This window comes from Chlamydia sp. 12-01 (assembly GCF_042234205.1).
Classification (GTDB): domain Bacteria; phylum Chlamydiota; class Chlamydiia; order Chlamydiales; family Chlamydiaceae; genus Chlamydia.
On the sequence record NZ_CP114174.1, the window covers coordinates 626,521 to 645,946 of the forward strand.

The following is a 19,426-nucleotide window of genomic DNA, read 5'->3' on the forward strand; positions in this document are numbered from 1 at the left end:
AGCTCTATGTTTTGCTCATTAAGTAAAAGAATACCGATAATCACTCAAGGAATTACAGGTAAAGCAGGCTCATTTCATACTGAGCAATGTTTAGCTTATGGATCTAATTTTGTTGCGGGAGTCACTCCAGGGAAAGGAGGAACAGAGCATCTGAATCTCCCCGTGTATGATTCTGTATTAGAGGCAAAACAAGCTACCAATTGTCAAGTGACAATGATTTTTGTTCCCCCTGCTTATGCTGCAGAAGCTATTTTAGAAGCTGAAGCTGCAAACATTGATCTGATTGTATGCATTACAGAAGGTATCCCAGTAAAAGATATGCTCGAAGTGAGCCATGTTATGCAACATAGTGCTTCTCGACTTATAGGTCCTAACTGTCCAGGCATTATTAAACCTGGAGCATGTAAAATTGGTATTATGCCAGGATATATTCATCTTCCTGGAAATGTAGGTGTAGTTTCTAGATCAGGGACCTTAACTTATGAAGCCGTTTGGCAACTCACACAACGGAGCATAGGCCAAAGCGTATGCATTGGTATAGGGGGAGATCCCTTAAATGGAACTTCATTTATTAATGTTCTTGAAGAATTTCAAAATGATCCTCAAACAGAACTTATCTTGATGATCGGGGAAATTGGAGGTAGTGCTGAGGAAGAGGCTGCAGAATGGATTCAAACCTACTGCACGAAACCTGTTGTAGCTTTTATTGCAGGGGAAACTGCTCCTAAAGGAAAACGTATGGGGCATGCCGGAGCTATTATCTCTGGAAACTCTGGAGATGCAAAAAGTAAGAAAGAAGCTTTGAGAAGATCGGGAGTCTCTGTTGTTGAATCTCCAGCCCTTATTGGAGAAACTGTAGAAGCTGTATTTCGCTCACTGTAGGCTTTGCAAACTATTCATCCGCAATTGTTTGTGCGTATTATTCTAATTTATTTCTTGTGTGCATAGAAGTTTATAAATCAGGAAAATAGCTTACTATTTCTTCTTGTTCTCAGATTCTTTTTAAGAAGATATAAATTCATATCCGGAAAGTTCTTAAGATAAAAATTCTTTGTAGTAATATCTTGCTACAATATAATTCGCTTTTCGTGATTATATCCGAAAAGGCATGTGAGTCACTATGCTTTGTAAAGTACGCATTTAAAAAATATTAGGATTCACAAGCTTTCAAAAACGTGAGCACGGAATCTAGAAAGAATCTAGAGCCTACCTATAGGGAAAAAGGTATGACGAAGAAGCCAATATATTTACTATTAGCCACAGCGATGTTTTTAAGTATTCCTACACTTTCTCCTTTAGGATTTGCTGCTGTAAAAAAAGATGCACGGATAGCAGAGGTGCCTCAAGAGGTGCTTTTAAAGGAGATTTCCGGAGGATTTTCTAAGGTTGCTGAACAGGCAACTCCGGGTGTTGTTTATATTGAGAGTTTTCCTAAGTGTAATCGTCCTGTAAATCCTGCACCAGGACGTCGTGGTCCTTATGACAATCCTTTTGATTATTTCAATGATGAGTTTTTTAATCGTTTCTTCGGTCTACCTACACAAAAAGAACGTCCGATGTCTAAAGAAGCTGTTCGTGGTACAGGATTCATAGTTTCTTCAGATGGTTATGTAGTTACCAATAATCACGTTGTTGAAGATGCTGGGAAAATTCATGTTACCTTGCATGATGGTCAAAAATATCCTGCTAAGGTTATAGGCTTAGATCCTAAAACAGATTTAGCAGTTATCAAAATTAATGCTGATAAGCTTCCCCATCTTACTTTTGGGAATTCTGATAATTTGAAAGTAGGGGATTGGGCAATAGCTATTGGGAATCCTTTTGGTTTACAAGCTACGGTAACCGTGGGAGTAATTAGTGCAAAAGGTAGAAATCAGCTACATATCGCAGATTTTGAAGATTTCATTCAGACAGATGCTGCTATCAACCCAGGGAACTCCGGAGGACCCCTTCTTAATATCGATGGAAAGGTTATAGGTGTTAACACTGCTATTGTAAGTGGTAGTGGAGGTTATATTGGTATTGGTTTTGCTATTCCTAGTTTGATGGCTAAGAGAATCATCGATCAGTTAATCAGCGATGGTCAGGTAATTCGTGGATTTTTAGGAGTTACCCTACAACCTATAGATGCTGAGCTAGCAGCCTGTTATAAACTAGATAAAGTATATGGTGCTTTAGTTACAGATGTTGTGAAAGGATCTCCAGCACATAAAGCTGGATTAAAGCAAGAGGATGTGATCATCGCCTACAACGGTAGAGAAGTAGAATCTCTCAGTGCATTTCGTAATGCGATTTCCTTGATGAATCCTGATACACGTGTATTACTTAAAGTAGTTCGTGAAGGGCAGATTATAGAAATTCCTGTTATTGTTTCTCAAGCTCCTCAAGATGACGGCATCTCCGCTTTAAATCGCGTAGGTATTCGTGTACAAAATCTTAATCCAGAAACTGCTAAAAAATTAGGTATGGCTCCTGATAGTAAGGGTGTGCTTATCGTTGCAGTTGAAGCCGGCTCGGTAGCAGGATCATCGGGAGTAGCTCCAGGACAACTTATCTTAGCTGTAAATAGACAAAAGGTTTCTACAGTAGAAGAACTGAATTCTGTTTTAAAAGATGGAAGTAATGAAAGTATTCTTTTGATGGTCTCACAAGGAGAAGTAATTCGCTTTATTGTGTTAAAACCAGAAGAATAAGCCTACATTTTTCATAAGCTTATTTCATAAAAGCACTCTCTTAGAGAGTGCTTTTTTTTATGCTTTTCCTAATTTATCAAGAAGAAGACAAATAGAGAGAAAACCATTTTTTATTTGTTCTAAGGAGAAGTTTTCTTCAGCAGCATGAATAGCATCGCTTAAATACGATGTACCACAAATGATAGGCTCTGTTTTCGACATCTCACCAAGTAATGAGGCAATAGGGATCGTTGCTTCCATAAATAATTTAAGACAAGGCTCGTGGTAGAGTTCTGAATAAATCTCTTGCAATGCTAGAACAATAGGGAGATTCGGCGAACTTCTCCATCCTGGTGAACCCTCAAAAATTTCATAGGAAAATCTTAATGTGGAGGGAACGAGTTTTTCTAAATGTTGAATAACTTGTTTTGCTGTTTTTTCTGGATTTTGATTAGGAACCAACCTGCAAGAAAGATATGCAGTAGCTTTATGAGGAATAACAGTTTTAAATCCTGGTCCCGTATACCCGCCAGAAATCCCATTGATTTCTAAAGTAGGGTATAAACTTAAAGCTTCTTCAGCCGTTGCTGCAGGAGCATATAAAGTAGGACAAAAACCTAAAGTTTTTTCTCCGTCTTTTAAAAGATTCCCTTTAGGAATATCACAGAATTCACTTTCTTTTGGGAGAGAGACATCGTTGTAAAAACCTTCTACGGCAATAGAATTATCACTATGATGTAATGTGGCAAGCATTTCTGCTAAGGCTCTATTTACATTATAGGCAAGACCACCGAAGATCCCCGAATGCATATCTTTGTTACCTTCTTCTAGGGTAACTTTCATAGTTACCAAACCACGTGCTCCAATGCTAACAGAGGGAGATTTAGCAGAAGAAAACCCTCCATCAACAATCAGGAAATAGTCTGCTTTTAGAGCTTCTTGTTTTTCTTTAACAAAACTTTTTAAAGCAGGGCTATCGCTTTCTTCTTCACCTTCAATAATCCATGAAATATTGACAGGGAAACCTTTTCGAGATTTGTAATAATGTTCAAGGGCTTTCCAGGTGTAGAAACATTGTCCTTTATTATCGGAAGCTCCACGAGCTATAAGGCGTTCTCCTTCCCTTCTCATAGTAAAAGGATCTGCTAACCATCCATCAGCAAGATCTGCAGGTTGTACATCATAATGGTTATAGAGGAGTAGAGTAGGAGCAGTCGAACCTGCTTCATGGTAAGTAGCATAGATTATAGGAGGGTGACCCGATTTTTCCCATAATTCTATTGAGAATATATCTTTAAGATTGTCAACTAGGAAATCTGCACAATTTTTGCAATTGGTAAGGCAATTAGGATCTGCAGATATAGAATGAAAATGAAGGAAATCTGAAAATTCTTTAAGTAATTTTTCATAATGACTTTCAAAATAATTGAGATCATTGTTCATAACTTTCCCTAGGAGTTATTGAAAATAATACCCAAGGTAACTTAAGTTGGTTTTGCTGAAAAGTAAGAACATTATAGTGTAATTAATACTATAGATTTAAAAAATAATGGAGAACGCCTGATGTGTTACATTAGGGATTTGGACAGAGTATGAAAGCTGGAGATACATATAGAAATTTTATTGTCAAATTAAGTCAGGATCTCCCTGAGATAGAAAGTAAGTTGCTCGAGGTAGAACATAAACCCTCAGGCGTTTCTATCATGATGATTATCAATAATGATGATGAAAATGTTTTTAATATCTGCTTCAGAACCTGCCCACAAACTTCTAATGGTGTAGCTCACGTTTTAGAGCATATGGTCCTTTGTGGTTCTGATAATTATCCAGTACGCGATCCATTCTTCTCCATGACACGACGTAGTTTAAATACGTTTATGAATGCTTTCACAGGAGCTGATTTTACCTGTTATCCTGCAGCATCGCAAATTCCTGAAGATTTCTATAATTTACTCAGTGTGTATATAGACGCTGTTTTTCATCCCTTACTTACAGAAAATAGTTTTTTGCAAGAAGGATGGAGATACGAACTAAATCCGGAAAATACCTTAACTTATACCGGTGTAGTTTTCAATGAGATGAAAGGTGCAATGATGTCGGGAGAATCTCGATTATCAGAAGCTTTAAATGCGGCCTTATTCCCTTCTGTTACTTATGGAATAAACTCCGGAGGTGAACCTAAGGATATCCTTACACTCTCTCATGAAAGTATAGTAGCATTTCATCAGAGCCAATATACTCTTGGGCGTTGCTTATTTTATTTTTATGGAAATATTAAACCTTCTAGACATTTAGATTTTCTCGAAGAGAAACTCCTACGTCATATAGGTAAATTAGAAAAACAAACAGTTGCTGTTCCTCTCCAAAAAAGATTTAAAGAGCCCGTCAGGAATATCCTTAAATATCCCTCAGATAGTCAAGATCAAGATAAGGTGCTTTTTGGTTTGTCTTGGTTGACATGTTCAATATTAGATCAGCAAGAGCTATTAGCTTTACATGTTCTCGATGTTGTTCTTATGGGCACAGATGCTGCTCCTTTAAAATCCCGATTATTAAAATCAGGATTCTGTAAACAAGCAGATATGGGAATCGATAGTGAGATTCGTGAAATTCCTATTACTATTGTTTGTAAGGGATGTTCCCATGGGGGCGCACAAAAATTAGAATCTTGGATTTTTGCCTGCTTAGAGGAGATCATAAGAGAAGGAATTCCTAATAATCTAGTTGAAGCTGCTGTACATCAATTAGAGCTAGCTAGAAAGGAAATTGCTGGCTACTCTCTACCATACGGATTGTCATTATTTTTCCGTTCAGGGCTATTACGACAGCATGGAGGTCATGCTGAAGATGGATTAAGAATTCATAGTCTATTTGCAGATCTTAGAGAAAAATTAAAACAGCCAGATTACCTTCCGAAGCTTGTTAGGAAGTATTTCCTAGATAATCCACATTTTGCTCGTGTGATTCTTCTTCCGGATTCTGATTTGATTTCTATTGAAAATCAGGAGGAGCAAGCTCTTCTTAAAGAAATTCAGGAGAGGCTTTCTCCAGAGGATATAGAAAAAATACGCCTAACTTCTAAAATTTTAGAAGAATATCAGGCACAGAACGAAGATCTAGATAAGATCCTTCCCAATTTCTCTTTAGATAAAGTTCCTAATTCAGGAAAAGAATACAATCTTGTTAAGGAAAATATCTCTTACGGAGAGGTTCTCCATCACGATTGCTTTACCAATGATTTAATTTTTGCAGAATTGGTTATGGATCTTCCTCCATTGTCTGTTGAAGAATTACCTTGGTTGCGTTTGCTTGTTTTCCTAATGCTACAGTTGGGATGCGCGGGGAGATCTTATAAAGAGCAACTAGAGTTTCTCCTGGAACATACGGGAGGTGTGGATGTTTCTTATGAATTTTCTCCACATGCAAATAAAAATGCTCTGTTATCACCTTCGATAGGTATTCGTGGAAAAGCTTTGGCATCCAAATCTGATAAGCTATTTCAAGTTATGGGAGATACACTAACAAGTGTCGATTTTACGGATATAGCCAGAATCAAAGAGCTGCTTATGCAGCACAATGAAGCACTGACAAATAGTGTGCGTAATAGTCCTATGGGTTATGCTGTGAGCATGGCTTGTATGGATAAATCTATATCAGCAACTATGTCCTATTTAGCTTCAGGGTTGCCTTATGTAGATAGGATCCGTAGTTTGACGAGCAACTTTGATAAAGAAGTAGATAGTGTTGTTGGTATTTTACAATCCTTATATAAAAAATGTTTCTTTGGTAAGCGCCAGCTAATCCTGAGTGGTAGCAATACAAATTATCAACATTTACATGAGAATAATTTCTACGGAATTTTAGATGTGGAAGGTCGGCCACATGAGCCATGGGTAAATCCTTCTATAGATATCTCTCTAGCATCACAGGGACTCTATATTCCTGTTCGCGCAGCCTTTAATGCTTTAGCTTTCCCTATCGGAGATTTGCCTTACGATCATCCTGATGCTGCAGCCCTTACTGTAGCTGCTGAGATCCTCGATAATACTGTCTTACATACAAAAATCCGCGAACAAGGTGGAGCGTATGGCTCAGGAGCTGCTGTAAACCTTGGTAGAGGAGCATTTTATTGTTATAGTTATCGTGATCCAGCAATTTTTGATACGCATCAGGCATTTCTTCATGGTATCGATGAAATTTCTAAAGGAAATTTCTCAAATGAAGATATCCATGAAGGAGTTCTCGGAGTGATCCAAAATTTAGATTCTCCAATAGCTCCTGGAAGTCGTGCATCTACAGGATATTACAGATTGCGTTGTGGAAGGGTCCCTGCTTTGCGTCAGACATTTCGTAGAGCTGTTCTTAATGTAACAAAAGAACATATCTGCTCTGTTATGCAGAAATACCTAAAAGATCCTATAAGTAAGACAACATTCATTTCCTTTGCTGGAAAAGAAATGCTCGAGGATAATGCGACGAACTTTGATCAAGAGCTACCAATCAAATCGGCTTTATGAGGCATTAGAGTTTATCTTCTTGTAATAGGGAATTTTCTACAGAAATTTCCTCTTCTTCATAACTTGGCAATAAAGAGGTTGCAGGATTATCAATAGGAGATGGATCTTCTATCTTATGTACAGAAGAAGATACTTCTAAATCTTCGAATTTTCTCAATGTTGGCAATATCCTATGTTGCAAACTAGAGGACATATCGTTGTAGCTTTGCACAGCATTATTAAGGTTCTTTCCAATCTTGTGAAAATGATTGAAGACTACATGTAAGCGGTGGTGTAGCTCTTTCCCTAATTGACCTATTTCTTGTATTTGCTTTTGTAGGTTTTCTTGTTTCCACATATGGGCAACAGTTTTTAGTAATGCCAGTAGTGTTAAAGGCCCTGATAGAATGACGTTGGAGGTTGCTGCAACATCGATAAGCTCGGGAGCAATACGTAAGGCATCATTAAAAATACTCTCCCCAGGAAGGAAAAGAATCACAAATTCTGGAGAGTAATGAAATTTCTCCCAATAGCTTTTAGATTTTAGAGTTTTGATATGATCTTTTATCTTTCCTACAAGATCAGACTTATCAGAGGTATCTTGAGAGAAATAGGTTTCTGAAAACGGAGCTTTCGAATCAATAATCAAACAACGCTCATGAGGAAGGCGGATGATCATGTCAGCACGTGCTGAACCTTGGGCATCAGTAGCCTGGGTTTCGTAATCGCAATATTTTAGCATTCCAGAAAGTTCTAAAATTCTTTCTAATTGAATTTCTCCCCAGCGACCGCGTGATCCCGGATGTTTTAAGATGTCTGTAAGCGCTTGTGTTTCTTTCTCAAGCTTTTTCTCAGCAGCGAGAAGATGGGTAATTTGCTCTTTTAAGGAGCCACGATCTTCAGCATGCTTAGTCTCAAAAGTTTCTAAGTTTTGCTTAAAAGCTGTCAATGTAGCCTGAACAGGAGTTAATATAGACTCAATAGTTTTAGATTTTTCAGAAAAGTAGCTTTGTGTTTCTTCTTTCATTTCTTTGATAAGAGATTGCGAAGATACCGCGAGCTTGTTACTGAAATCTTCCATGAGTTGTTCTTGACGACGCGATAACTCTAAAGAATTTTTAAGTAGTTCATTTTCATGCTCTAAATTTCTCCTTAATGTAGTTTGAGAAGTCTCTCTTTTGCGATAATAAAGAGAAGATAAAGAGATCCCTAACCCAAAAGTGATAAGAGCAGTAATGATATGCGTTATCGAGATATCTATCATTGATGCTTCTTCTTCCCTTGATATGTGATCGCAAAAATAGGAAAAACTACCAAAACATATAACCAAGAAACTAAGAAAAATACTTCGGTAAAGTGATCAACAAGACCTAGGAAGAATAAACACGCTACCAACCCAGTAGTAACGACAAGTAAAAAAGAAGATACTTTAAAACGCAGGTTTTTGATTCCAGGAAACTTCCACGGAGAGATCATTAAACTTCCGATAAAAAGTAACCCTAAAGAGATCAAAACAACACGTACTTGTACCGGTAATACCGTTGAAAAATCAGAAGCTATAAATAAAGCTAAGGAGACAACGCAAGCCGCTGCTGCAGGAATAGGCAAACCGATAAAACACGAATGTCGCGTCGTATCTGTAGGTTTTTTAGAAAATAAATTATAACGAACTAATCTTAAGACACCACACAGAGAGTAAATAATCGAAGTTACCAAAAGGAGTGAAGAAAAGAACCCCCCAGCATACACACCATCAAGGCTTTTAATTGCGATAAGCGGAGGTGCTATACCAAATGTTACAGCGTCAGAAAGAGAGTCAAATTGCGCACCAAAAGCACTTTCTGCTTTCATAATGCGTGCAATAGCACCGTCAGAAAAATCTGCAATCATTGCACTGATTAATAAAAGCGAAAGCCCTTGTAGACGATGCAATAGTTCTACAGATGACGATGTTTTTAAAACACTCTTAAAAATAATGAAAAGTCCACAACAGAGGCCAAAAGCTGTGATAGCATTAGGAGTTACTACACGACGCTTGCCTCGGATTTCTGGTTCCAATTCTGCCATGAAAATTCCGGAAGTTAGTTACGGTCTTAGCATAATATATTCGTCTAAAATCAACAAGTTTTTGCCGAAGAGATCATCATGTAGCTAAGTTAAAAAATACTCCTCAGAAGCGTATTTTTTTCCGGAGAATGACAGTACTTTTCAATTGCACGAAACGTTGTCTATTCCTATATATGGTATACAAGCGCATAATGTTTCACTACATATTGGGTTTTCTAGAAGAAACATCTTCTAGAAGGGGAAGGGTTTTCTCTAAGTTTTTTAATGTTCCACTATGAGAGATCCCCTGAATTTTCCCTAAGTGTTTAGTCGAATTTCGTTATTGCTGAGAAATACTTATTTGAATCGAAAATACAGCTGTTAGGGGATGACATATGGTCGAGGTAGAGAAACATTATACTATTGTAAAACGTAATGGCATGTTCGTTCCTTTTAATCAGGATCGAATATTCCAAGCTTTAGAAGCTGCTTTTCGTGATACACGTAGTCTAGAAAATCACTCTCCTTTACCTGAAGATTTAGAAAGTTCTATTTCAGATATCACTCATCGAGTTGTTAATGAGGTGATTCAAAAAATCAGAGACGGCCAGGTAGTTACCGTTGAACGTATTCAGGATATGGTAGAGAACCAGTTGTATGTAAATGGCTTGCAAGATGTTGCTAGAGATTATATTATTTATAGAGATAATCATAAAGAGCAACGTGAGGGATCTTGGCACTGTGTTTCGGTGGTGCGTAGGGATGGAAACGCTGTAAGATTTAATCCTATGAAGATTTCCGCGGCTTTAGAAAAGGCTTTTAGGGCAACACAAAAAATTACAGATATCCCTCTTCAAGAAATTCTTTCTGAGATAAATGAGCTGACCAATAAAATTGTTGAAGAAATCTTAGCAGTTTGTTCTTCGGAACAAACTATCGACATAGAAGCTATACAAGATATTGTTGAAAAACAATTGATGATCGTTGGTCATTATGATGTTGCGAAAAACTATATTTTATACCGAGAAGCACGTTCTAGAATCCGTGAAAATAAACAGGATTCAGCTACACAAAAAGAAAGTATTGAGGAAGTTTATGACGTCGTTAAGAGTGACGGAACTATTTATCAAATAAATAAAGCCCAGTTAACTGATAAATTTGTTTGGGCATGTCAAAGATTTCCTGAGACAACTGATCCTCATGCACTCGCAACCATGGCGTTTACAAATTTCTATTCTGGAATTAAAGAATCAGAAATTGTTCTAGCCTGTATTATGGCGGCCCGAGCCAATATTGAAAAAGAACCCAACTATGCCTATGTAGCTGCAGAGTTGCTTACCGATGTTGTTTATCAAGAAACTATGGGGAAAGGTGCCACAGATTCTGATCTTGCTGAAGCACAAAAGCAGTGTTTTAAAAATTATATTTTGAATGGAGAAAAGTATCGGTTAAACCCTCGTTTAAAAGAGTATGATCTTGATGCTCTTGCCGAAGCTTTAGATATATCCAGAGATCGTCAGTTCTCTTATATGGGAGTACAAAATCTTTATGACCGGTACTTTAATCAGCATGAAGGACGTAGACTAGAAACAGCTCAAATCTTTTGGATGCGTGTTTCTATGGGGCTTGCGTTAAATGAAGGTGAAGATAAAACCTCATGGGCAATTACTTTCTATAATCTGTTGTCTACATTCCGTTATACACCAGCAACACCTACATTATTTAATTCTGGAATGCGTCATTCACAATTAAGTTCTTGTTATTTGTCCACTGTGCAGGATGACCTCGCACACATTTACAAAGTTATCGCAGATAATGCTATGCTTTCTAAATGGGCCGGAGGTATTGGTAACGACTGGACTGGAGTGCGTGCTACAGGTTCCTTAATTAAAGGAACTAATGGAAAAAGTCAGGGCGTGATTCCATTTATCAAAGTAGCCAATGATACAGCGATTGCTGTGAATCAGGGTGGTAAGCGTAAAGGAGCTATGTGTGTATATCTAGAGATTTGGCATCTAGATTATGAAGATTTCTTAGAATTAAGAAAGAATACAGGCGATGAACGTCGAAGAACCCACGATATCAATACTGCCAGCTGGATTCCTGATTTATTTTTCAAACGTTTAGAGCAGAAAGGTACATGGACACTGTTTAGTCCTGATGATGTTCCTGGGCTACATGAAGCTTACGGTTTTGAATTTGATAAGCTGTATGAAGAATATGAAAGAAAAATAGATACTGGAGAGATCAAGTTATATAAGAAGATCCCCGCCGAAGATTTATGGCGTAAGATGTTAAGCATGCTCTATGAAACAGGGCATCCTTGGATGACATTTAAAGATCCTTCAAATATCCGTTCTGCACAAGATCATACCGGTGTTGTTCGTTGTTCGAATTTATGTACAGAAATTTTATTAAACTGCTCAGGAAGTGAAACAGCAGTTTGTAATCTAGGTTCTGTCAATTTAGTAGAACATATTGAAAATGGAGATATCAATGAGGAGAAACTCGGAGAGACCATTTCCATAGCTATCCGTATTTTAGATAACATTATTGATCTTAACTTTTATCCAACTCAAGAAGCAGCTAATGCAAACTTAACGCATAGAGCTGTGGGCTTGGGAGTCATGGGCTTTCAAGATGCCTTATACAAACTTAATATCAGTTATGCATCTACAGAAGCTGTAGAATTTGCTGATAAGAGTTCAGAATTAATTGCTTATTATGCACTACTATCCTCCAGTTTATTAGCGAAAGAACGGGGGACATACAGCTCTTACAAAGGATCTAAGTGGGATCGAGGTTATCTACCACTAGATACTATAGAGTTATTAAAAGAATACCGCGGTGAAGAAAATGTTCTTATGGATACTACATCACATAAGGACTGGACACCCGTTCGTGAAGCTATCAAATCCTATGGTATGAGAAATAGCCATACTATGGCGATTGCCCCAACAGCAACCATTTCTAATATTATTGGAGTTACTCAATCAATAGAACCTACATATAAGCATTTGTTTGTAAAATCTAATCTTTCTGGAGAATTTACAATTCCTAATGTGTACCTGATTGAGAAGCTTAAGAAATTAGGATTATGGGATGCGGATATGTTGGATGATTTGAAATATTTCGATGGGTCCCTATTAGAAATCGAACGCATCCCCGATGATTTGAAAAAAATCTTCCTTACAGCGTTTGAAATTGAACCTGAATGGATTATCGAATGTGCTTCTAGAAGACAGAAATGGATAGACATGGGTCAATCTCTCAATCTATATTTGTCAGAGCCCAACGGTAAAAAACTTTCTGCTATGTATCTCACAGCATGGAAAAAAGGACTGAAAACCACGTATTACTTAAGGTCCTCGGCAGCTACCTCTGTGGAGAAATCGTTTACTGATATCAATAAACGAGGAATTCAACCTCGATGGATGAAGAATAAGTCAGCTTCTACGAGTATTATCGTAGAAAGAACTAAGGAAACACCCATCTGTTCTCTCGAAGAAGGTTGTGAATCTTGCCAGTAATACAAAAGAGAAGGATGGAAATAATGGAAGCAGACATTTTAGACGGTAAATCAAAACGCGTCCAATTAAATAGTAAACGTTTGGTAAATTGTAATCAGGTTGATGTCAATCAATTAGTCCCGATTAAGTATAAATGGTCATGGGAACATTACTTAAATGGGTGCGCAAATAACTGGCTGCCGACAGAAGTCCCGATGGCTCGTGATATCGAATTATGGAAATCTAATGATCTTTCCGAAGACGAACGTCGAGTAATTCTCTTAAATCTAGGGTTTTTCAGTACGGCAGAAAGTTTAGTAGGGAATAACATTGTATTGGCTATTTTCAAACACATTACAAATCCTGAAGCACGTCAATATTTATTGAGACAGGCATTTGAAGAAGCTGTACATACGCATACTTTTCTTTATATTTGTGAATCTTTAGGCCTGGATGAGGCGGAAGTTTTCAATGCTTATAATGAACGCGCGACTATCAAGGCTAAGGATGATTTCCAAATGACCTTGACCGGAGATGTTTTAGACCCGAATTTCTCAACAGATTCTGTGGAGGGATTACGTCAGTTTATTAAGAATTTGGTAGGTTATTATATCATTATGGAAGGGATTTTCTTCTATAGTGGTTTTGTGATGATTCTTTCTTTCCATCGTCAAAACAAAATGACAGGAATAGGAGAACAATATCAGTATATCTTACGGGATGAAACTATTCATTTGAATTTCGGTATTGATCTTATCAATGGCATTAAAGAAGAAAATCCTGAGGTATGGTCGCAAGAACTTCAAGATGAAATCGTAGCTCTTATTCAGCAAGCAGTAGATCTAGAAATCGAATATGCTAGAGACTGCTTGCCACGAGGTATTTTAGGCTTAAAATCTTCAATGTTTATTGACTATGTACGTCATATTGCCGATCGTCGTTTAGAAAGAATCGGGTTGAAACCTATCTATAACTCTAAAAACCCATTCCCTTGGATGAGTGAAACTATCGATCTTAATAAAGAGAAAAACTTTTTTGAGACCCGCGTAACAGAATACCAAACTTCTGCGAATTTGAATTGGTAATTTCTATCTGAAATAGTTTTTATAGATGTTTTGACGACTTTCAGTAATCCTGGAAGTCGTTTTTGTATATTTAAACATCATTTTCAATCTTTTTTTCTTGAAAAGAAAATCCTTAGAAAAAACTAAAAGAGCTTTTATAATTTCCTGAAATATAAGTTCTTATTATTATTTCTAAATGAAACCTCAAGATTTAAAAGTTCCTTTTTTTTGGGAAGAACGTAGCACTAAAATAAAGGACGATGTCCTCTATATTCCTGAGCACTATTTCAAACATGATCAATTCGTCATGCCATCATGGGAAGAGCTTTTTAAAAATAATAATCCCATTTCTTGTGAGCTTTGTTCAGGGAATGGCGATTGGGTAGTGTCTCGAGCCCGAGATATGCCAAATATGAATTGGATAGCTGTTGAAAAGCGCTTTGATAGAGTGAGGAAAATCTGGTCGAAAATGCATAATTTTCAGGTCAACAATTTGCGGATTGTTTGTGGGGAAGCACAAACATTTTTTCGTCACTATCTTAAACATGAGGTTATACAACGTATAATTGTTAACTTTCCTGATCCATGGCCTAAGTTTCGTCATCGTAAACATCGTTTATTTCAAGATGAGTTCATGAATGATATCGTTAGGGTGTTGAGAGACTCTGGAATCTTAGTTCTTGCTACAGATGATAAAAACTATCTTCTTGAAGCCATTATGATCATGAGACAGCATTTGCTTCCCACAATGGAAGATCCTTATTATTATAAAATATTAGATAATTACGGAGATTCTTGGTTTGAAAGGTTATGGAGATCCAAGGGACAGGAAATTTTTTATACGGAATTCGTAAAGAAAGTTGGGATATAGCTGACTTGAACAGCTGACCTTCACGATGTCAACGTGACGCTCTAACCAACTGAGCTAATACCCCAAACTTGGGCACAATGTTATCGAGAAAAGAGTATCTTTGCAATAGGCTTATTGATGTTTAGAGGAATAGGATTACTTCAAGGAAATGTTGTTCGCTTATCTCATGAAATTTTTCAAGAGGTTCTTACTCCTGGAGATACTGTTGTTGACGCTACTTGTGGTAATGGTAAAGACTGCTTGATTTTAGCTCGACTATTAGAAGGGAAGGGGCAACTTATAGCCTATGATGTACAAAAGGAAGCTTTGGATAAGGCTTCTCTTTTATGTACTAGATCTTTGTCTCCTGAAGAGAGATCTATTATAGAATTTAAAGAAATGTCTCATGAGCACATTAATGAGGCGGGAGCGAAGTTAGTTCACTATAATTTAGGCTACCTTCCAAACGGAGATAAGAGCATTACCACTCTAAAAACAACAACACTGATTAGTATTCAGAAAGCACTTGATTTAGTGGCTCCTCAGGGAGTGATCACTGTTGTATGTTATCCAGGTCATGAAGAGGGAGAGAGTGAGACAGTATCTGTTGAGAAGCTTGCAAGTGAGCTAGATCCTAGATTATGGGAAGTAGGATCTTTCTATATTATGAACAGAAATAAAGCTCCAAGACTCTTGGTTTTCCGTTCCCTTAAGGTAAACGATAGGGGATGATACGGATTTCTTCTTCTAAGCTGACTCCTTGAGATTTTAGCTTATCCCGCACTACTTGGATGAGCTCCTTAACTTCGTAAGAAGTGGCTCTACCCGTATTGACAATGAAATTCGCATGTTTTGGAGATATTTGAGCTCCTCCTAAGGAGAAGCCTTTTAAACCCGCTTCATCTATCAATTTACCTGCAGAGTTTCCAGGGGGATTACGGAAAATACATCCAGCGGAGGGTTGTTGGTAGGGTTGGGAAAGTAGTCTACTTTGAAGTAGATCTTTAGCAATTTGTACAGATGAAGAATTTTTGGATATGCGGAAGGTTGCGGATAAAATAAATTCGTTATGATTTTGAAAACGTGATTTCCGATAGCCGAAATCTAATTCCTCCGCTTGGTATGAAAGGATTTCTCCACTAGGATTAATCACTTCAACGCTTTCAATTGCCGAGGCAGTATCTTGACTACCAATACCAGCATTCATAAAAACAGCTCCTCCAACAGATCCTGGAATACCTACGGCAAATTCTAAACCTGAATATCCTGATGTGGAAAGAGTTTTACCTAAAAAAGAAAAAGACATTCCCGAATACACTTTGATAGAGGTATCTGAGAGAAATTCCTTTCCTTGAATGCTGTTATATAAAACAAAACCGTCAAATCCTTGATCGTCGAATAAGCAATTAGAGCCTTTGCCTACAATAATGAAGGGATAATTCTGACTATGTAAAAATTGAATAACCTGCTGTGCTTCGTTTGCCGAATGTACCTCTTTGAAGTAATTTGCAGGACCCCCAATACGGAATGTAGAATACTTACTTAACCAAACACTACGACGGACTGAGAAGGGAAAATGAATGACAGTAGATTCTTTCACATTTAGGATTCCAGGTAAGTTAAGATGTGATTGGGCTTAACAACATATTAATGAAGTTTCTGGATATACTACTGGCATAGCCAAACGAAAAATATCATTCAAAACTGCATGAATAAAGGTGCAGGCCTCAATATAGCTAAATTTCTTCACCAGTCTTGTGGCTTCAGAAATTAAAATAGCAGTATTTACAGGTTGACCATGAAAATGTTCAAATAGTGTTAAACGCAAAACGTTTTTTTCCATTAAAGTTAATTTCTCAAGGGAGGTACTTTTAATTGTTTGAGCAATTAATAAATCCAACTCAGGGGACTTTGCAAGGATTTCTTTAGAGAAACTTAGAGCAGAAAAAGCGTGTTTTTGATTCACGGCAGTCTCAGACATTAAAAGAGGAACAAGACTCTCTTCAGACGTGGGATCCATATCCAAGGCGTAAAGCATTTGCAATACAATCTCCCGCATTTTTTGTTTAGGGAGGGGACGAGGAAGCTTGACGTAAGACCCTAAGGAGCTTTCAGGGGTCAGCGTAGACATTATGACACCAAAACAACGACGATTTATTAGTTTAAAAATACACTTTCAGTTTGCTAAATTAGGAACTTAGTATAGAAAGATGCGAAGTGAGAAAGCATTAAGGTTATATTTTAGAAAGTTTTAAATGCAACAAAAAATCATAACCTCAGAGGTGTTCCCTGGGCGCTTTTTATTAAAAATATTGTAAAAATAAGTTTTGAAAAGATTTGATTTCCTAAATAAGGGAATGGAAGTTGTCAGACAAACCACCAGACAATGGGATTTCAATTGCTTTTCTTTTAAGGATGCTCTAAGATCTTGGCTTTCTTGTCTAGGTAAGGGGAAGATTATTTCTATTAGATTTTTCCCGGGCAAGGTACTAGCCTCTGATCATTTAAAGAATCGTGTTAACGAGCAATCGGGATAGAGTGTGGCATTAAATTTAAAAATTAACAGACAGATACGAGCTCCTAAAGTCCGTCTTATAGGTTCTGCTGGTGAACAGCTGGGCATATTGAATACTAAGGATGCTCTAGATTTGGCCAAAGAGTCTGAGTTAGATCTTGTGGAAGTTGCTTCAAACAGCGAGCCACCTGTATGTAAAATTATGGATTACGGCAAATATCGCTATAATCTAACGAAAAAAGAGAAAGATTCTAAGAAAGCTCAACATCAGGTGCGCGTAAAAGAAGTCAAGTTAAAGCCAAATATTGACGAAAATGACTTTTCTACAAAGTTAAAACAGGCGCGAGCTTTTATTGAAAAAGGCAATAAAGTAAAAATTACATGTATGTTCCGAGGTCGTGAACTTGCTTACCCAGAACATGGGCACAAAGTTGTGCAAAAAATGAGTCAAGGTCTCGAAGATGTGGGATTCATAGAATCCGAGCCAAAATTAAATGGCCGCTCCTTGATTTGCGTAATGGCTCCAGGAACGGTAAAAACTAAGAAAAAGCAGGACAAATTCAATGCCCAAGATGAAAAGTAATAAGTCCGTTGCGGCGCGTTTCAAGTTGACAGGTTCTGGTCAGTTAAAGAGAACTCGCCCAGGGAAGAGGCATAAGTTATCAAAAAAATCTTCGCAGGAAAAACGCAACTTATCTAAGCAACCTTTAGTAGATAAAGGTCAGGTAGGAATGTATAAGCGAATGATGCTTGTTTAAGAATAAAGGGATTTTATTATGGTGAGAGCAACAGGTTCAGTAGCTTCCAGACGCCGTCGTAAGCGTATATTGAAACAAGCTAAGGGTTTTTGGGGAGATAGGAAAGGCCACATTCGTCAGAGCCGATCTTCCGTAATGAGAGCTATGGCATTCAATTATATGCATAGAAAAGATCGTAAAGGCGATTTTCGTAGTCTTTGGATAGCCCGTCTTAATGTGGCTTCTAGAATAAACGGTCTATCTTACAGTCGTTTAATTAATGGCCTAAAATGTGCTGGAATCGATTTAAATAGAAAAATGCTATCAGAAATGGCTATTCATAACCCGATGGGTTTTGCGGAAGTAGCCAATCAAGCTAAGAAAGCTTTAGAGGCAACTATTTAGGAAACTAATCTCATGACGATTCAAGAGGAGCTTGAAGCTACAAAGCAACAATTTTGTACTGAATTAAGTCAAGTTAACTCTTCAAAAGATCTTTTTGACCTGAAAGTTCGCTATCTAGGGAAGAAAGGTCTTTTTCGTTGTTTTGCAGATAAACTAAGGGAGTGTCCTTCGGATCAGAAAGCTCTAATGGGTGCTTCCATAAATGACTGCAAAACTTATATCGAGGATTCAATCCGAGATAAAAATAACTCTATTCTTCTAGAAGAAGAATCTGCAGAATTTCTCAAAGAAAAAATCGATATCACACTACCTGGAGAGCCACGGTCTCCTGGAGGCAAGCACATTGTTAAAAAAGTTTTAGACGATATTGTGGATATCTTTGTTCATTTGGGATTCTGTGTTCGTGAAGCTCCGAACATTGAGAGTGAAGAAAATAACTTTTCTTTGCTAAATTTTGAGGAAGATCACCCTGCCAGGCAAATGCATGATACTTTTTATTTAGATACTAAAACAGTATTGCGCACACACACATCTAACGTCCAAGTTAGAGAACTTAGTAAAGGGCAACCTCCTATTAAGGTTGTAGCTCCAGGCTTATGTTTCCGTAATGAAGATATTTCAGCACGTTCTCACGTTATTTTCCATCAGGTAGAGGCTTTCTACGTTGATCGTAATGTAACACTTTCTGACTTGACAGGGATGTTAACGGAGTTTTACCATACATTTTTTGAAAGGAAAATAGAGTTGCGTTTACGCCATAGCTACTTTCCTTTTGTTGAACCAGGAATAGAAGTCGATGTCTCTTGTGAGTGTCAAGGAGTCGGATGTTCCTTATGTAAACATACTGGTTGGCTGGAAGTGGCTGGAGCTGGTATGATACATCCTCAAGTTTTGCGTAACAGCAATGTTGATCCTGAAATCTATACAGGGTATGCTGTTGGCATGGGTATTGAAAGATTAGCTATGTTAAAACATGAAATCTCTGATATCCGTCTTTTCTGTGAAAACGACTTAAGGTTTTTACAGCAATTTTCTTAAGGAAGAATGGCAGAGCGGTTTAATGCACCTGTCTTGAAAACAGGAGACCTGAAAGGGTCCGGGGGTTCGAATCCCTCTTCTTCCGTTTCTTTTT

At 37.6% G+C, this 19,426-nt stretch carries 16 protein-coding genes and 2 tRNA genes; 12 read left to right on the plus strand and 6 right to left on the minus strand.

Annotated elements, in window-relative coordinates; genetic code table 11:
* The first annotated feature begins 6 nt into the window (after positions 1 to 6).
* Both sucD and O1W69_RS02720 read left to right on the plus strand, forming a co-directional pair.
* A complete protein-coding gene (gene sucD, locus O1W69_RS02715; protein WP_375793047.1) occupies positions 7 to 882 on the plus strand; it encodes a succinate--CoA ligase subunit alpha in 876 nt (291 codons plus the stop codon).
* A gap of 344 nt (positions 883 to 1,226) precedes the next feature.
* Positions 1,227 to 2,693, plus strand: coding sequence for a DegQ family serine endoprotease (locus O1W69_RS02720; RefSeq protein WP_375793048.1), 1,467 nt, complete (start codon positions 1,227 to 1,229; stop codon positions 2,691 to 2,693).
* A gap of 57 nt (positions 2,694 to 2,750) precedes the next feature.
* Here the strand turns inward: O1W69_RS02720 and O1W69_RS02725 are convergent, their stop codons facing one another.
* Positions 2,751 to 4,115: a M20/M25/M40 family metallo-hydrolase gene (locus tag O1W69_RS02725; protein WP_375793049.1), complete on the minus strand. Its 1,365-nt coding sequence runs from the start codon at positions 4,113 to 4,115 to the stop codon at positions 2,751 to 2,753.
* A gap of 149 nt (positions 4,116 to 4,264) precedes the next feature.
* On the opposite strand from O1W69_RS02725, the gene O1W69_RS02730 reads away from it, so the two are divergent.
* A complete protein-coding gene (locus O1W69_RS02730) occupies positions 4,265 to 7,189 on the plus strand; it encodes an insulinase family protein (RefSeq protein WP_375793050.1) in 2,925 nt (974 codons plus the stop codon).
* Positions 7,190 to 7,193: 4 nt separating this feature from the next.
* Here the strand turns inward: O1W69_RS02730 and rmuC are convergent, their stop codons facing one another.
* Complete coding sequence (rmuC, locus tag O1W69_RS02735) at positions 7,194 to 8,432, minus strand: DNA recombination protein RmuC (RefSeq protein WP_375793051.1); 1,239 nt, start codon at positions 8,430 to 8,432, stop codon at positions 7,194 to 7,196.
* On the minus strand, positions 8,429 to 9,235 hold the full coding sequence (locus tag O1W69_RS02740; protein ID WP_375793052.1) for a CDP-alcohol phosphatidyltransferase family protein: 807 nt from the start codon (positions 9,233 to 9,235) through the stop codon (positions 8,429 to 8,431). The genes rmuC and O1W69_RS02740 overlap by 4 nt, the downstream gene beginning before the upstream one ends.
* Positions 9,236 to 9,609: 374 nt before the next feature.
* On the opposite strand from O1W69_RS02740, the gene O1W69_RS02745 reads away from it, so the two are divergent.
* From O1W69_RS02745 to O1W69_RS02755, 3 genes are all read left to right on the plus strand, one after another.
* A complete protein-coding gene (locus O1W69_RS02745) occupies positions 9,610 to 12,744 on the plus strand; it encodes a ribonucleoside-diphosphate reductase subunit alpha (protein ID WP_375793053.1) in 3,135 nt (1,044 codons plus the stop codon).
* A 23-nt stretch (positions 12,745 to 12,767) separates the two neighbouring features.
* Positions 12,768 to 13,808 carry a ribonucleotide-diphosphate reductase subunit beta gene (locus tag O1W69_RS02750; protein ID WP_375793054.1) on the plus strand — a complete coding sequence of 347 codons (1,041 nt, stop codon included), beginning with the start codon at positions 12,768 to 12,770 and terminating at the stop codon, positions 13,806 to 13,808.
* Positions 13,809 to 13,983: 175 nt separating this feature from the next.
* Positions 13,984 to 14,658 (plus strand): tRNA (guanine(46)-N(7))-methyltransferase TrmB, encoded by a 675-nt coding sequence (locus O1W69_RS02755; RefSeq protein WP_375793055.1) that lies wholly within the window; start codon positions 13,984 to 13,986, stop codon positions 14,656 to 14,658.
* On the opposite strand, the gene O1W69_RS02760 is transcribed toward O1W69_RS02755, so the two are convergent.
* Positions 14,649 to 14,722: transfer RNA gene (locus O1W69_RS02760), tRNA-Val, on the minus strand. The two genes, O1W69_RS02755 and O1W69_RS02760, sit on opposite strands and share 10 nt — an antisense overlap.
* A gap of 53 nt (positions 14,723 to 14,775) precedes the next feature.
* On the opposite strand from O1W69_RS02760, the gene O1W69_RS02765 reads away from it, so the two are divergent.
* Positions 14,776 to 15,369 (plus strand): class I SAM-dependent methyltransferase, encoded by a 594-nt coding sequence (locus tag O1W69_RS02765; protein ID WP_375793056.1) that lies wholly within the window; start codon positions 14,776 to 14,778, stop codon positions 15,367 to 15,369.
* Here the strand turns inward: O1W69_RS02765 and murB are convergent.
* On the minus strand, positions 15,347 to 16,237 hold the full coding sequence (murB, locus tag O1W69_RS02770; protein ID WP_375793057.1) for a UDP-N-acetylmuramate dehydrogenase: 891 nt from the start codon (positions 16,235 to 16,237) through the stop codon (positions 15,347 to 15,349). The two genes, O1W69_RS02765 and murB, sit on opposite strands and share 23 nt — an antisense overlap.
* A gap of 36 nt (positions 16,238 to 16,273) precedes the next feature.
* Entirely contained in the window at positions 16,274 to 16,768 is a 495-nt protein-coding gene (gene nusB / locus O1W69_RS02775) for a transcription antitermination factor NusB (protein WP_375793058.1), read from the minus strand.
* Between the two features lie 409 nt (positions 16,769 to 17,177).
* Between nusB and infC the strand changes: the two genes are divergently transcribed.
* From infC to O1W69_RS02800, 5 genes are all read left to right on the plus strand, one after another.
* Positions 17,178 to 17,735 carry a translation initiation factor IF-3 gene (gene infC, locus O1W69_RS02780; RefSeq protein ID WP_375793059.1) on the plus strand — a complete coding sequence of 186 codons (558 nt, stop codon included), beginning with the start codon at positions 17,178 to 17,180 and terminating at the stop codon, positions 17,733 to 17,735.
* Positions 17,716 to 17,910 (plus strand): 50S ribosomal protein L35, encoded by a 195-nt coding sequence (gene rpmI / locus O1W69_RS02785; RefSeq protein ID WP_011006725.1) that lies wholly within the window; start codon positions 17,716 to 17,718, stop codon positions 17,908 to 17,910. Before infC ends, rpmI begins: the two co-directional genes overlap by 20 nt.
* A gap of 18 nt (positions 17,911 to 17,928) precedes the next feature.
* Positions 17,929 to 18,294 carry a 50S ribosomal protein L20 gene (gene rplT / locus O1W69_RS02790; RefSeq protein ID WP_375793060.1) on the plus strand — a complete coding sequence of 122 codons (366 nt, stop codon included), beginning with the start codon at positions 17,929 to 17,931 and terminating at the stop codon, positions 18,292 to 18,294.
* A gap of 12 nt (positions 18,295 to 18,306) precedes the next feature.
* On the plus strand, positions 18,307 to 19,332 hold the full coding sequence (gene pheS / locus O1W69_RS02795) for a phenylalanine--tRNA ligase subunit alpha (protein ID WP_375793061.1): 1,026 nt from the start codon (positions 18,307 to 18,309) through the stop codon (positions 19,330 to 19,332).
* Positions 19,333 to 19,417, plus strand: a tRNA-Ser gene (locus O1W69_RS02800).
* The last annotated feature ends 9 nt before the right edge of the window (positions 19,418 to 19,426 follow it).